This is a genomic window from Streptomyces rhizosphaerihabitans (genome assembly GCF_025399795.1).
Taxonomy (GTDB): Bacteria; Actinomycetota; Actinomycetes; order Streptomycetales; family Streptomycetaceae; genus Streptomyces; species Streptomyces rhizosphaerihabitans.
This window is the reverse complement of the sequence record NZ_JAODTZ010000045.1, coordinates 22,661-37,488: the sequence shown is the minus strand read 5'-3', so window position 1 is coordinate 37,488 and position 14,828 is coordinate 22,661. Positions and strand designations below refer to the sequence as shown.

Annotated in this window: 8 protein-coding genes; 7 read left to right on the top strand and 1 reads right to left on the bottom strand. The window is 71.0% G+C overall.

Going from position 1 to position 14,828, the window contains the following annotated elements; all coding sequences use genetic code 11:
• Nucleotides 1-187: 187 nt before the first annotated feature.
• Together N4G66_RS33505 and N4G66_RS33500 are read left to right on the top strand one after the other, a co-directional pair.
• On the top strand, nucleotides 188-1,633 hold the full coding sequence (locus N4G66_RS33505) for an aldehyde dehydrogenase family protein (RefSeq protein ID WP_261708042.1): 1,446 nt from the start codon (nucleotides 188-190) through the stop codon (nucleotides 1,631-1,633).
• Nucleotides 1,634-1,721: 88 nt separating this feature from the next.
• The gene (locus N4G66_RS33500; RefSeq protein ID WP_261708041.1) at nucleotides 1,722-2,627 is read left to right on the top strand and encodes a helix-turn-helix transcriptional regulator; all 906 of its coding nucleotides are present in this window, start codon (nucleotides 1,722-1,724) and stop codon (nucleotides 2,625-2,627) included.
• 585 nt (nucleotides 2,628-3,212) lie between these two features.
• Here the strand turns inward: N4G66_RS33500 and N4G66_RS33495 are convergent.
• The gene (locus N4G66_RS33495) at nucleotides 3,213-6,215 is read right to left on the bottom strand and encodes a glycoside hydrolase family 3 C-terminal domain-containing protein (protein ID WP_261708040.1); all 3,003 of its coding nucleotides are present in this window, start codon (nucleotides 6,213-6,215) and stop codon (nucleotides 3,213-3,215) included.
• Between the two features lie 363 nt (nucleotides 6,216-6,578).
• On the opposite strand from N4G66_RS33495, the gene N4G66_RS33490 reads away from it, so the two are divergent.
• The 5 genes from N4G66_RS33490 (at nucleotide 6,579) to N4G66_RS33470 (ending at nucleotide 14,798) form a co-directional block, all read left to right on the top strand.
• Nucleotides 6,579-8,258, top strand: coding sequence for an extracellular solute-binding protein (locus N4G66_RS33490; RefSeq protein ID WP_261708039.1), 1,680 nt, complete (start codon nucleotides 6,579-6,581; stop codon nucleotides 8,256-8,258).
• 26 nt (nucleotides 8,259-8,284) lie between these two features.
• Nucleotides 8,285-9,349, top strand: a complete 1,065-nt coding sequence (locus tag N4G66_RS33485) for an ABC transporter permease (RefSeq protein ID WP_261708038.1) — start codon at nucleotides 8,285-8,287, stop codon at nucleotides 9,347-9,349.
• A complete protein-coding gene (locus N4G66_RS33480; RefSeq protein ID WP_261708037.1) occupies nucleotides 9,346-10,281 on the top strand; it encodes a carbohydrate ABC transporter permease in 936 nt (311 codons plus the stop codon). The genes N4G66_RS33485 and N4G66_RS33480 overlap by 4 nt, the downstream gene beginning before the upstream one ends.
• 147 nt (nucleotides 10,282-10,428) lie before the next feature.
• Nucleotides 10,429-12,435 (top strand): beta-galactosidase, encoded by a 2,007-nt coding sequence (locus tag N4G66_RS33475; RefSeq protein WP_261708036.1) that lies wholly within the window; start codon nucleotides 10,429-10,431, stop codon nucleotides 12,433-12,435.
• Nucleotides 12,432-14,798, top strand: coding sequence for a glycoside hydrolase family 95 protein (locus N4G66_RS33470; protein ID WP_261708035.1), 2,367 nt, complete (start codon nucleotides 12,432-12,434; stop codon nucleotides 14,796-14,798). The genes N4G66_RS33475 and N4G66_RS33470 overlap by 4 nt, the downstream gene beginning before the upstream one ends.
• Nucleotides 14,799-14,828: the final 30 nt, after the last annotated feature.

The following is a 14,828-nucleotide window of genomic DNA, read 5'->3' as shown; positions in this document are numbered from 1 at the left end:
GGATGGATCTAGACGATCAGGCCAAACCGGCGTACCCCACTCCCCGACTGCTACGCGCCGGACAAACCACCGGCGGTGGTCCCGGCCCTACCGTGGACGGGAAAGCGCAGGACCACCAGCAACACCCCCCAATGGACACCCCCTCAAATGGAAGGGCCGGGACTCGCACATGCCCCAGGAAAAGATTGTGGGGGCCCCCCACGCCTTCTGGCTCGCCGGTCGCCGGGCCACCGGTGAGACCGCGTTCGACGTCACCTCGCCGTGGGACGGCCGGGTCGTCGGTCAGGTCAGCGTGCCCACCGAGGCCCAGGTCGAGGAGGCCGTGGCCGCCGCGTACGCCGTGTGCGACGAGTTCGCCGCCACCCCGGCCCACGTACGCGCCGCCGCCCTCGATCACGTCTCGCGCCGCCTCGCCGAGCGCACCGAGGAGATCGCGCAGCTCATCTCCGCCGAGAACGGCAAGCCGATCAAGTGGGCCCGGGGCGAGGTCGGCCGCGCGGTGTCCGTGTTCCGCTTCGCCGCGGAGGAGGCCCGCCGCTTCAACGGCGGCGAGGCGCAGCGCCTCGACACCGACCTGGGTGGTCAGGGCCGGCTCGCTCTCACGCGCCGCTTCCCCAAGGGTGTCGTCCTCGGCATCGCGCCCTTCAACTTCCCGCTGAACCTGTGCGCCCACAAGGTCGCCCCGGCCATCGCCGCGGGTGCCCCGATCATCCTGAAGCCGGCGCCCGCGACCCCGCTGTCCGGCCTGATCATCGGCGACCTGCTGGCCGAGACCGACCTCCCGGCCGGTTCCTGGAGCATCCTGCCGGTCGCCAACGACAAGATGCCCGCCCTGGTCCAGGACGAGCGCCTTCCGGTCATCTCCTTCACCGGGTCCGAGACGGTCGGTTACGCGATCATGGACTCGGTGCCGCGCAAGCACTGCACCCTGGAACTGGGCGGCAACGGCGCGGCCGTCGTCCTCGCCGACTTCGCGAGCGACGCGGACCTGGACTGGGCGGCGACCCGGATCGCGACCTTCTCCAACTACCAGGGCGGCCAGTCCTGCATCTCGGTGCAGCGCGTGATCGCGGACGCCGCGGTGTACGACCGGCTGCTGCCGCGCATCGTCGCCGCCGTCGAGGCCCAGGTCACCGGCGACCCGTCCGACGACACCACGGATGTCGGCCCGCTGGTCAGCGAGGCCGCCGCCGAGCGCGTCGAGTCGTGGGTGGACGAGGCCGTCGCGGCCGGCGCCACGCTGCTCACCGGTGGCAAGCGCGACGGCGCCTCCTACGCGCCGACCGTCCTCGCCGACGTGCCGGCCAATGTCACGATCTCCTGCGAGGAGGTCTTCGGACCGGTCCTCACCGTGCAGAAGGTGGAGGGCGAGGCCGCGGCCTTCGCCGCCGCCAACAGCTCCAAGTACGGCCTCCAGACAGGCGTGTTCACGCACGACCTGCAGACCGCCTTCCGCGCGCACCGCGCCCTGGAGGTGGGCGGCGTCGTGATCGGCGACGTGCCGTCCTACCGCGCCGACCAGATGCCGTACGGCGGTGCGAAGCAGTCCGGTGTCGGCCGCGAGGGCGTCAAGTTCGCGATGGACGACTACACGTACGAGCGAGTGCTGGTGCTGACGGGTCTCGCCCTCTGACGGAGACCTCACCGAAGCCGACGGCCGGAGCCCACTGTGCGGGGGCTCCGGCCGTCGGCGTGTCCGGCGGTCCGACGTGCAAAGACTCATGGACGGTGGGCTGTCCGGGGAAGAGGTGCGCGACGCCCTCGACACACTGAGCGAGTTAGCTCTGGTGCGCCCCGCCGCCGGGGACGCGAGCCGGCTCCGGGCGGTCTCCCCGGACATAGGCATGGAGATCCTGATGGGCCGCCAGCAGGCCCAGCTGGCGGCCCACCAGCAGCGCCTCGAAGCCTCGCGGGCGGCCGCGGCCCAGCTCATCTCCGAGTACGCCGAGCTCCGTCCGGCCACCAGCCATCCCGGGGTGGAGCAACTGGTCGGCCTCGACCAGATACGCGACCGGCTGGCCGTGCTCACCCGGGAGGTGCGCGAGGAGTTCCTGACCTTCGCCCCGGGCGGTCCGCAGACCGCGGAGAACATGGCGGCCTCACGGCCGCTCAACCAGGATCTGCTCGGCCGCGGGGTGCGCATGCGCACGATCTACCTCGACAGCGTCCGCACCAACCGGCCCACCGTCGAACACGCCACCTGGCTGGCCCGACTGGGCGGCCGGATCCGCACGATTCCGTCCCTGCCGACCCGGATGATCCTCATGGACCGGCGGACCGCCATGATCTCGGTCAGCAGCGACGACACCGCCGCGGGCGCCGTCCTGCTGACCGGCCAGGGCACGCTCACCGCGCTGTGCGCGCTCTTCGAGACCACCTGGGAGGCCGCCCGGCCGCTCGGCGAGGTCGTCCCCACCGACCCGAACGGGCTCACCGGCCAGCAGGCGACCGCCCTCCGTCTCCTGGCCGGGGGCCATACCGACGAGGCGATCGCCAAACGGCTCGGGGTGTCGCACCGCACGGCCCGGCGGATCGCCTCCGAACTGATGGACCGCCTGGGCGCACGCAGCCGTTTCGAGGCCGGCGTGCGCGCCGTTCAGCAGGGCTGGCTGCCGGCCCGACCCTGAATTGCCGTCCAGGGACGAGGCAGCACGACGGCGACCGCTCGGCGCGCAGGGCTTCGCCCGTGCGCTGCGGTTTCACGCCGACGACCCGCGTGCCACGGTCGCCGCGCCAACACGGGCCCGCACGGGCTCACGCAGCCCCGTCGCCCCGCCGGAATCGGCCCGTGTGAGCCGGACCCGGACAAAAAAGACCCTGTCCCGGACAATGCAGGACAGGGTCTTCACAGAGCGCCGGGCAGGCCTTGCACCTGCATTTCCCCGCAGGAAGCGGGGCGTCTTTCCTTGGACCACCAACGCATCGCGGACCGGCGTGACCTCCGCTGATCTGCTGAAGATCATGTTAGCGCACGGCCAGGGAGGAACAAACGCCCCGGCCCGGGGCGGGACTGCTGAGCATTCGCGGCAGGTGTGCGGCCGGGTGTTCTCGGAAGAGCTCGAAGACACCCACGGGCTCCGGCCGTCCGTCCGTCGGGACGTGACCGAAAACGGCATGTCTAGTGACAATCGTTTTCAGCTAAGGTCGCCAGAGAAGGGGCCCGGCACCGATGCCTTCCGGTGCCGGACCCCTGTGCCGGCTCCTCCGGACCCTCAGCCGGAGAAGCCGACGTGCGCGAGCCGGACGGGGCCGCGCAGTCTGAGGTGGACGTCGTGCACACCGTCGGCGGTGAACGGGGCGGTGAGGGTGCGGTAGTCGTAGGGCCCTCGCGTTCCGCTCAGCGTGACTTCGGCGACCGGCTTGCCGTCCGGCGGCAGTTCGGTGACACGCGCACCGTGCGGCTGCGGTTCGTTGACCCGCGCATCGCGGGGCCGCGGTTCGGTGACCCGCGCACCGCCTGGCGGCAGTCCGGTGTCCGGCGCACCGCCCGCCGGGAGCCAGGACGTCGACGGGCCGCCGTCCAGCGAGAGTTCGACGACCCCCTCGCCCGTCGCCTCGATGACGACCCCGGTGACCCCCTCGCCGAAGTCGCAGTCCCGGTAGAGAAGTTCGCCCGTGCCGCTGTCCGCCGGGGTCACCGCGTCGCCCGCCGCCTTCGCGCGGTCGACGATCGCGGTGTTCCGCTGCTCGTCGAAGTCGGCCGCGTTCAGGCCGCGTTCGCGGACGGGGCGGGGAGCGCCCGGTTCGCCGTCGAGTTCGACGGTCGCGCCGAGCCGGATGTCCTCGCTGGACGCACCGACCAGCAGTTCGTACGCGCCAGGCTCCAGACGCCGGCGGCCGAGTGCCACGTCCCAGAACTCCAGGGCGCGGAGCGGCAGCTCGAAGGAGATGGCCGTCGAGGCGCCCGGGGCGAGCCGTACCCGGCGGTGCGCGGCCAGTTCACGGCGCGGACGGGGCACGGACGGGGCGAGCGCGCGGATGTAGAGCTGGACGACCTCGTCGGCGGTCACGGTCGCCGTGTTGGTGACGGTGCAGCGGACCGTCAACGCGTCCGCGTCCCGGTGGACTTGAAGGTCGTCGTAGGCGAACGAGGCGTAGGACAGACCGTGTCCGAACGGGAACATCGGAGTCCCCTCGAAGTAGAGATAGGTCTGCCGGCCGCCGATCACGTCGTAGTCCAGAAGGCCGGGCAGGTCGTCGTCCCCGGCGTACCAGGTCTGCGGGAGGCGGCCTGCGGGGGAGACGTCCCCGGCGAGGACGCGGGCCAGCGCGGTGCCCGCCGCCTGGCCGCCGTGCGCGGTCCACAGCAGGGCGGGCAGATCGGCATGGTCGACGGCGTACGGGTAGGCGGAGACCAGGGCCAGCACCGTGTCCGGGTTCGCCGCGCGGGCGGCCCGCAGCAGCCGCTCCTGCTGGGCGGGCAGCCGCAGTGTCGTACGGTCCTCGGTCTCGCGGCCGTTGATGTGCGGGTCGTTGCCCGCGACGACGAGGACCACGTCGGCCGCGGCGGCGGCGCGGGCCACCGCGTCCTCGCCGCGTTCGCCGAACTCCAGCCCGAAGATCTCGGGGTTCCCGGCGTCCTCCTCGGCAACCTTCACGCCGTCGGCGGCGACGGAGACGTACCTGCCCGTCCCCAGGTGCTTGAGGAGGTGGCCGTTCTCATGGGATGCGGAGGGTTCCAGCCGGAAGGTCTCCTGGACGACCCAGCCGCCCGGCTGGTCGGCGGAGGCGCGGACGAAGCCGTCGTCGGCGACGGAGAGATACCGGCCGTCGGGGGCGCGCAGGGTGAGGACTCCCTCGCCCCAGTCGATCAGCGCCAGTTCGGTGCCGGCGGCGTCGGCGGTCAGCGGGGCCAGGTCCGTACGGCCCGCGAGGAGCGCCGGGTCGAGGGCGCCCTCGGCGCCGCGCACCTCGCCGGACGCGTCATCGGCGGCGGGTACCGCGAGATACCCGCCGGACGACGTCCTCAGACGTACGCGGTCCACGCCCTCGGCGAAGTCCACACGCTCGGCGCCGAAACGCTCGTACAGGCCCTCCAGCGGGGTCGAACGGTGGATGAGCGTTCCGCTGTACCAGTCGAGCTTGCACTCGTCGGCGAGCAGGCCGACGACGGCGACCCGGACACCGGGGCGCAGCGGCAGCAGACCGTCGTTCTTGAGCAGGACGATCGCCTGTTCCGCGGCCTCCAGGGCGAGCGCGCGGTGGGCGGGCGTGTCGAAGTCGCCGGTGCCGGCGTACGGGTCGAGGTCCGGGTCGAACTCGCCCAGCCGGAAGCGCACGGCGAGCTGGCGGCGGACCGCGGTGTCGATGCCGGCCTCGGTCAGCAGGCCCCGCTCCAGGGCGCCCCGGACGCGTTCGGCGATCCGCGAGCCGTCCGTGCCGTGGTCGGTGAAGCTGTCGACGCCGGCGAGGAGCGCGGCGGCGGTGGCTTCCTCGTGGGTGTCGAAGTAGTGCTCGGAGTCGACCAGGTTGGAGGGCGCTCCCGCGTCCGAGCAGACCAGCAGCTCCTGGTCGGTCCAGGCCCGCAGGTGCTCGCGCAGATACGGCGAGACGTGGTTGGGGCGGCCGTTGACCAGGTTGTACGCGGGCATCACCCCGGCGACGGCGCCCGCCAGGACCGTGTCGCGGAAGGCGCGCAGGTCGTACTCGTGCAGCACGCGCGGGCGGACGGAGGAGGACGAAGTGTCCCTGCCGGTCTCGTTGTTGTGCGCGAGCCAGTGCTTGAGGACCGGCGCCGTACGCCAGTAGGCCGGGTGGTCGCCGCGCAGCCCGCGGGTGTACGCGGTGGCGACGGCGGAGGTGAGCGCCGGGTCCTCCGAGTAGCCCTCCTCGTTGCGGCCCCACAGCGGGTGGCGCAGCAGATTGACCGTGGGGGACCAGACGTTGAGGCCCACGCGGTCGTCGCGGGCGCGCATCGCGCGCACCTCCGACGAGACGGCCTCCCCGATCCGGCGCACGAGATCCTCGTTCCAGGTCGCGCCGAGCCCGACGGCCTGGGGGAACACCGTCGCCGGACCCATCCAGGCGACCCCGTGCAGTGCCTCCTGGCCGGTGCGGAAGGCCCGCACTCCGAGTCGCTCGACGGCGGGCGCGAACTGGTGCAGGAACGCGATCCGTTCGTCGAGGGTGAGCCGCGCCAGCAGGTCGTCGATGCGCTTCGCGAACGGCAGGCTCGCATCACGGAAGGGCGGCATGGGTGGCGTCTCTGCGGTCACGTGGTGATCCCTTTGCGGTGGAGCGGCGAAGTACTTTCGAAGCGCTTCGATGCTCGATCGGCCAAGGGGTGGGTGTCAAGACACCCGGGCGCAACACCTCCGTTTCCCGCCAGAGATATCAAGTGCCGGACGGGCAACCCTTGTTGCGTGACACCTCCGAGGAATCTTGGGATCGACCCTTGTGCACCCTCAGGCGTTCACTTAACCTCGCAGCAACATCGAAGCGCTTCGATTGATGGGCTTCCCTCCTCGGAGGGCACAGTCCCCCGAGGACCGCTTCAGCTCAGGCAGATCCACTCAAGACACCGCAGCCGACGGCTCCACCGCCGGGTGTCCTGCTGTGCGCCATGAAGGGTTGACGCAATGACGCCGAACTCCGCCACCTCCGCCCCCAGCCGGAGAAGCTTCCTCGCCTCCACGGCGGTCGCAGCGGCCGCCGTGGCCGGCGGAATGCCCCTGCTCGCCGCCTGCGGAGGCGGACAGGACGGCAACAAGGACGGCACCACCTCGGGCAAGGACGCGCAGAAGATCCTTCCGACGTTCGTGGCGTCGAGCGTCGTCACGCCCGACCTTCCGTCGAAGAACGGATCGGCGGCCGGGTTCACCCGGGCGATCGACCTGAACACGCTGAAGACGTCCGTCCCGAAGAAGCTGGGCGGCGGCAGCGACCTGAAGATCATGTCGCCGTTCTGGGGTACCCCGCCGGCCGACGACAACGCGTACTACACGGCCATGAACGAGGCCATCGGCATCAAGGCGACCTGGCAGAACCAGGACGGCAACACCTATGACGAGAAGCTGGGCGCGATCCTCGCCTCCAGCGACATCCCCGACGTGGTGGTCGTCCCGGGCTGGAATCTGAACGGCAAGATACCGACCGCCATCAACGCCAAGTTCGCCGACCTCGGCCCGTACCTGTCGGGCGACAAGGTCAAGGACTACCCGAACCTCGCGGCCGTACCGACCGACGCCTGGCAGCGCTCCATCTTCGGCGGCCTGCTGCGCGCGATCCCGATGCCGGCCTCGTACGTCACGAACATCGCGGCCTTCTACCGCAAGGACATCTTCGCCAAGAAGGGCTACACCCTGCCCAAGTCCCCCGATGAGTTCCTGTCCTGGGCGAAGGAGGCCACCGACGCCAAGGCGAAGGTGTGGGCCTGCGACGACCTCAAGTGGACGGCCTTCAACATCTACGGCGTCCTCAACGGCAGCGACAAGGCACTGTGGTGGGACCTTCGGGACGGCAAGCTGGTCAACCGGATCGAGACCGCCGAGTACCTCGACGCCCTGGAGTGGACGCGCAAGCTGTACGCGGCGGGCGTCGTCCACCCCGACGCCAAGGCCGTCAAGGGCGACGCGTCCAACCGTTTCGGTGCGGGCCAGTCCCTCGTCTTCAACGGCGACCTGTCCTACTGGTACGGCAAGACGGCCGAACAGCGCACCCAGAAGACGGACTTCGAGATGGGCGCGTTCGACATCTTCGGCCCCGACGGCGGCGACCCCACACTCTGGGCGACCCAGCCCGCCGGCATCTTCACCTTCGTCAGCAAGAAGGCGTCCAAGCAGCAGATCAAGGACTTCCTCGCGCTCGCCGACTACTGCGCGGCCCCGTACGGCACCAAGGAGTACATGCTCACGGTGTACGGCGTCGAGGGCACCGACTACACGGTCAAGGACGGCCTGCCCACCAAGACGACCAAGGGCACCAACGAGGTCAACGGCGCCTACGATTACACCGGCGACCCGGCCGCCTACCTCGCCCACCCCGATCTGCCGGAGATCGCCAAGCTCCAGGTCGAGTGGCAGCAGCGCATGGGCGCCTTCACCAAGAAGTCCTCCTTCTACGGCCTGACCATCACCGAGCCCAGCCGGTGGACCAACCTCGCCAACGACTTCGAGCAGTTGGAGGACGACATCGTCCGCGGCCGCAAGAAGATCGGCGACATGCAGCAGGCCGTCGCGGACTGGAAGCAGAAGGGCGGGGACGACCTGCGCGCCTGGTACAAGAAGCTGCTCGACGACAACGGCTCCGCGGCCAAGTGACCCAGGACTGAGGCAAGGAGAAGGCCGTGTCGCACAGCACGGTGCCTCGGAGCAGGGCCGGGGCCAAGGCGGGCAGGAGGAGCCCGGACGGGGGTCCGCCGGACGGCGCCGCCGGGCGCGCCGCCCGACGGCGGGCCCGGCGGAGCGCCGGACGGGACGCCGGAAAGCTGGGCTTCCGGCTGCGGTTCGGACGCGACCGCACTCTGATCCTGATGACCCTCCCGGCGATCGCGCTGGTCCTCCTCTTCAACTACATCCCCGTCCTCGGCAACATCGTCGCCTTCCAGGACTACGACCCGTATCTCAGCGACAACGGCTTCGTCGCGATGTTCCAGAGCCCTTGGACCGGCCTGGAGAACTTCCAGCGGATCTTCGCGGACTCGGGCTTCTGGCACGCGTTGCAGAACACCTTCGTGCTGTTCTTCCTCCAGCTCGTGCTGTACTTCCCGATCCCGGTCGGCCTCGCGCTGCTCATCAACAGCGTGGTCAGGCCCCGGGTCCGGGCGGTCGCCCAGGCGGTCATGTACCTCCCGCACTTCTTCTCCTGGGTCCTCGTCGTCACCGTCTTCCAGCAGATCTTCGGCGGGGCGGGCATCATCGCGCAGACCCTGCGCCAACACGGCCACCAAGGCATCGACCTGATGACCGATCCGGGGATCTTCAAGTTCCTGGTGACGGCCGAGGGCGTCTGGAAGGACGCGGGCTGGGGCATCATCGTCTTCCTCGCGGCCCTGTCGTCCGTCTCGCCCGACCTGTACGAGGCCGCCGCCATGGACGGGGCCGGACGCTGGCGCAGGATGTGGCACATCACCCTGCCCGCCCTGCGCCCGGTGATCGCCCTGCTCCTGGTGCTGCGCGTCGGCGACGCGCTCACCGTCGGCTTCGAACAACTCCTGCTCCAGCGCGACTCGGTGGGCCCCGGAGCCTCCGAGGTCCTCGACACCTACGTGTGGTGGAACGGCATCCGCAACCAGGACTTCGGCTACGCCGCGGCCGCCGGACTGATCAAGGGCGTGGTCGGCCTGGGGCTCGTCCTGACCGCCAACAAGGTCGCCCATCTCATGGGTGAGCAGGGGGTGTACAAGAAATGACCGCCGTCACCTACGAACCGCGCGACAAGCCCGGCCGCTGGGCGGCGCCTCCCCGGCCGCCCTGGGAGGAGAAGCCGTCGAAGGCCGGCCTCGCGGGCAAGGGGCTCACCCTCACCCTGGCCGCCTTCGCGATCCTCTTCCCGCTCTGGATCGTGGTCGTCACCAGCCTCCAGTCGAAGAAGACCATCGACGCGGCGGGCGGGCTGGTCGTCATCCCCAAGAGCTTCACCCTCGTCGCCTACAAGGAACTGCTCACCGGCGGCCAGGTGCAGCGCGCCGCGCTCGTCAGCGTCGGCGTGACCCTGGCCGGCACCCTGTTCAGCATGACGGTGTCGGTCCTGTGCGCCTACGGGCTCTCGCGCGCCGGATCGCTCGGCCACCGCTGGCTGTTGATGCTGCTGCTCGCCACGATGTTCTTCGGCGCCGGACTCATCCCCACCTATCTGCTGGTGCAGGCGCTCGGCCTCACCGACAGCTATCTCGCGCTGATCCTCCCCAGCGCGGTCAGCGTCTTCAACATCCTGGTGCTGCGCGCGTTCTTCATGGGCATCTCGCCCGAACTCATCGACAGCGCCCGCATCGACGGGGCGGGCGACTGGCGCATCCTGTGGCAGATCGTGATGCCGCTGTCCCGGGCGGTCCTCGCGGTGATCTCGCTGTTCTACGCGGTCGGTTACTGGAGCGCCTGGTTCAACGCCTCGATCTACCTGACCGACCAGGACATGATGCCGCTGCAGAACGTCATGATCCAGCTGGTGCAGAAGCAGGAGCGTCCCGTCGGACTCGCCACGCAGATCAACACCGGTCAACTGTCGCCGCTCGCCGTCCAGATGGCCGTCATGGTGATGGCGCTGCTGCCGGTCGCGGTCCTCTCGCCCTTCGTCCAGCGGCACTTCAAGAAGGGCATGCTCACCGGCGCGGTGAAGGGCTGACCCCGGCCGGCCCTTCACGCCCCGTACCTCCGGCTCCCCCCCGCGCTCCCTCATCCGCTCCGTCTGCCCTCCGCTCGCCGCGGCCGACCTGCTCCTGACCAGCGGTCGGCCGCGGCGGTCCACTCCTCACCCCGATCGAGGTAGGTCATGCGCACGCCCCGCGGAATCGGCCCGGAGTCCCGGCGGCCGAGTCTGAGCGACGCCACCCGGGGCCGTGTCCTGTTCGGCGGCGACTACAACCCCGAGCAGTGGCCCGAGGAGACCTGGCACGAGGACGTCCGGCTCATGAAGGAGGCCGGCGTCAACTCCGTCACCCTCGGCGTCTTTTCCTGGGCCAGGCTGGAACCACGCCCGGGAGCAAGGGAGTTCGGCTGGCTGGACCGACTGATGGACCTGATGCACGAGCACGGCATCGGCGTCGTGCTCGCCACGCCCACCTCCTCGCCGCCGCCCTGGATGGGCCGGCTGCACCCCGGGACACTGCCCCGGGACGAGGACGGCCGCACCGAATGGTGGGGCTCCCGGCAGCACTTCTCGCACTCCAGCGCCGTCTACCGCCGCTGTGCCGCCGCCATCACCGAGGACCTGGCCGCCCGCTACGGGAGCCACCCCGCTCTCACGATGTGGCACATCAACAACGAGTACTGCACCGTCGACTACGGCGACGAGGCGGCCGCCGCCTTCCGCCGCTGGCTCCGGGACAGGTACGGAACCGTCGAAGCCCTCAACAAGGCGTGGGGAACGGCCTTTTGGGGTCAGGGCTATGACGACTGGCACGAGGTCATCCCGCCGCGTCACGCGCACTACATGAAGAACCCGACGCATGTGCTGGACTTCAAGCGGTTCACCTCCGACATGCTCCTGGAGTGTTACGCCGCCGAGCGGGACATCGTGCGCCGCCACAGCCCGCACACTCCGGTGACCAGCAACTTCATGCCGATGTGGGTCGGACAGGACGCCTGGCGGTGGGCCGCCGAGGAGGACGTCGTCTCGGTCGACATCTATCCGGACCCGCGCGACCCCCTCGGCGCGCAGAACGGCGCGCTCATCCAGGACATGACGCGCTCCCAGGCCGGGGGCGGCCCCTGGATGCTCATGGAACAGGCGGCCGGAGCGGTCAACTGGCGCGGCGTGAACCACCCCAAGCCGCGCGGGCTGAACCGGCTGTGGTCGCTGCAGGCCGTGGCGCGTGGCGCCGACGCCGTCTGCTACTTCCAGTGGCGGCAGTCCCGGCAGGGTGCGGAGAAGTTCCACTCGGGGATGATCGGCCACGCGGGGGAGCGGGGGCGCACCTTCCAGGAGATCAAGCGGATAGGTGCCGAACTCGCCCTTCTGAGCCCTTATGTGACGGGCGGTCATGTAAGTTCCGACATCGCGATCCTGCACGACTGGAACTCCTGGTGGGCAGGAGCGCACGACGGCCGCCTGTCCTCGGAGAACGACTACGCAGAGGTCGTACGGGCCTGGCACCGCGCCCTGTGGGAGGCCCACCTCGGCACTGCGTTCGCGCATCCCGAGCACGACCTCTCCGCCTACCGGATGGTCGTCGTGCCCCAGCTGTATCTGCTCACGGACGCGGCGGTCGACAACCTCCTGGCCCATGTACGGGCGGGCGGCACGCTCGTCTGCGGATTCCTCACCGGCGTCGCCGACGAGGACGACCGGGTGCGGCCGGGCGGCATGGACGAGCGGCTGCGCGAACTGTTCGGCATCCGCACGCTGCACGAGTGGTGGCCGCTGGACGCGGGGGAGACCGCGGCGTGCGACGGCTTCCGGGGCACGCTCTGGTCCGAGGAGATCGAACCCGACGGCACCGCGGTCGTCGAGGCGCGGTACCGGGGCGGTGAACTGGACGGACTGCCCGCCGTGCTCCGCAAGGGCACCGCCCGCTACCTCTCCACCCTCCCCGAACCGGCCGCCCTGCGTGAACTGCTGGCGAAGGCGGCGGACGGCGTCGGCGTCCGGCCGGTGCTCGACGGACTGCCCGACAGGGTGGAGGCCGTCCGGCGCGGCGAACTGGTCTTCCTGCTCAACCACGGGCGCGACCCGGTGACCGTCGAGGTGCCGGGCAGCCACCGCGACCTGCTCAGCGGCATGCCTGTGGCCGGCTCCGTACGACTGGAGCGCTACGGAGCGGTGGTGCTCGCCCCATGACGGACAAGGCTCGCGCCGACGCGCACTCCGCTCGTACCGGCTCCGCTCGTACCGGCTCCAATGGCACCCGAAGTGAAGCCGCCCGAGATGAAGCCGCCCGAGATGAAGGTGCTCCCACCGCCGACACCCGAACGGATGGCGGCCGTACCGCCGCCCCCGTCCACGGCACCTGGGAACCCCGGCCCGCAGCCCGTTGGGAGGACGCCTTCCTGAGCGGGAACGGCACGCACGGCGCCATGGTGTTCGGTGATCCGAACGACGACCGGGTGATCGTCAATCATCACCGTCTGGTCCGTCCGAACGGCAGCGCGGACGCCCGCCCGCCCGAGCTTGCCGACCGCCTCGCCGACGTACAGGACCGGTTGCTGGCCGGAGACGTGAGCGCAGGGGAGGACTTCACCGACGGCCGGCCGCTGTTGTGGGTGCAGCCCTTCCACCCGGCCTTCCAGGTGCGGCTGCGCCGCCCCGCGGAGGAGTGGAGTGCCTACCGGCGCGAGGCCGACTTCACCACCGGGGCCGTCCGCGCCGAGTGCGGTAACTGGCGCAGCGAGGTCTTCGTCTCGCGCGCCGACGACGTGATCGCGCAGTACGTGACCGCCTCCGACCTCGCGGCCGAGGTGACGCTGGACCACCGGCTGCCGGGCGCGCCCGCCGGCCTGGCGGTGGGACACGGAGCCGTCCGCACCCCCGAGGGCGCCCTCCTCACGCTGCGCGCCCGCTACCCGGACAGCGACCTGGCGTACACGGGGGTCACGCTCCTCGTCACCGACGGCCGGACCCGTCCCGTCCTTCCCGGCGTACGGGTCGAGGGCGCCCGTTCGATGCTGCTGCTCACCCGGGTACGCAGGCACCCGGGCGAACTGGACGCGCTCGCCGAGGTCCGCGCGCTGCGGGAGCTGCTGCCCGAGGCCGGCCACGGCGCCGAGGACATCGAGCGCGCCTACGCCCATCTGCTCGCCCGCCACACCGCCCTGCACCGCGCCGCCTACCTCCGCGTCACCCTCGACCTGCACGCCGATCCCGACGAACGGGCTCTCCCCGGCTCGGAGCTGGTCGGGCGCCCGAAGAGCCCCGCCCTCCTGGAGCGGCTCTTCGCGGCCGGCCGCCACCACCTGCTGTCCGCGGCCGGGACCCTGCCGCCCCGGCTGACCGGGCTCTGGTCCGGCGACTGGGACACCGCCTGGTCCGGGGCGTTCACCACGGACGCCAACCTCAATCTGCAGACCGCGTCGGCCGCCGCTGCCGCGCTCCCCGAGGTCACCGAGGCGCACGCGGTCCTGATCCACGGCCAGTTGCCGCACTGGCGGGACAACGCCCGAGCCGTCTTCGGGGCACGCGGAGTCGTGGCCCCCGCCCACACCGACGGCGAGTCGGGCCACATCCACCACCTCAGCCGCTCCTACCCGCTGCACGTGTGGACCGCCGGTGCCGACTGGCTGCTCAAGCCCCTCGTGGACCACGACGAGACCCGCGGCGAACGCGATCCGCGCCTCGCCGCCGCACTCGCCGAAGCGGCCGTTTTCTACGAGGACTTCCTCACCCGGACCGACGACGACGGCCACCTGGTGATCGTGCCGTCCTACTCACCGGAGAACCGGCCGGCGAACGCGAGCTGGGTCACCGTCAACGCCGCCATGGACCTCTCGGCTGCCCGGCACGCCCTGCGCACGGCCGCCGCGTACCACCCGGGGCCCGACGCCGAGCGCTGGCGCGCGCTCGCCGACCGGCTGCCGCCGCACCGGGTCAACGCCGAGGGCGCGCTCGCCGAGTGGGCCCGCCCCGGACTCGACGACACCTACGACCACCGGCACCTCAGCCACCTCTACGGCGTCTGGCCGCTCGACGAGATCAACCCGTACGACACCCCCGAGCTCGCCGCCGCGGCCCATCGCGCCCTCGAACTGCGCGGAGCCGAGAACGACTCGGCGCACGGCCACCTCCACCACGCCCTGGTGGCCGCCCGGCTGCGGGACGCGGGGCGCGTGGCGGCCGCCCTCGACAACGTCCTGGCGGGGGACTTCTTCCACGTCTCCCTGATGAGCGGCCACTACCCGAACCGGCACGTCTACAACGCCGACGCGGCCCACACCCTGCCCGCCGTGCTCATCGAGGCACTGATCCAGTCCACCCCGGAGCGGCTCGTCCTGCTCCCCGCGCTCCCCACCGGCCTCCCGAGCGGCGAACTCCGCGGCATCCGGACGAGGTTCGGCGCGGAGGCCGACCTCACCTGGAACCCGGACGGTGCCACGGCCGTACTGCGACCGGGCCGCACCTGCCGCATCGAACTCCAGACTTCCACCGGCGCGCGACCGCTCTCACTGAGCGCCGGAGAAGACCGCGTCCTCACGCTGGGGCCGCGGTAGACCCCCGCACTTCCCCCCACCCATGGAAGG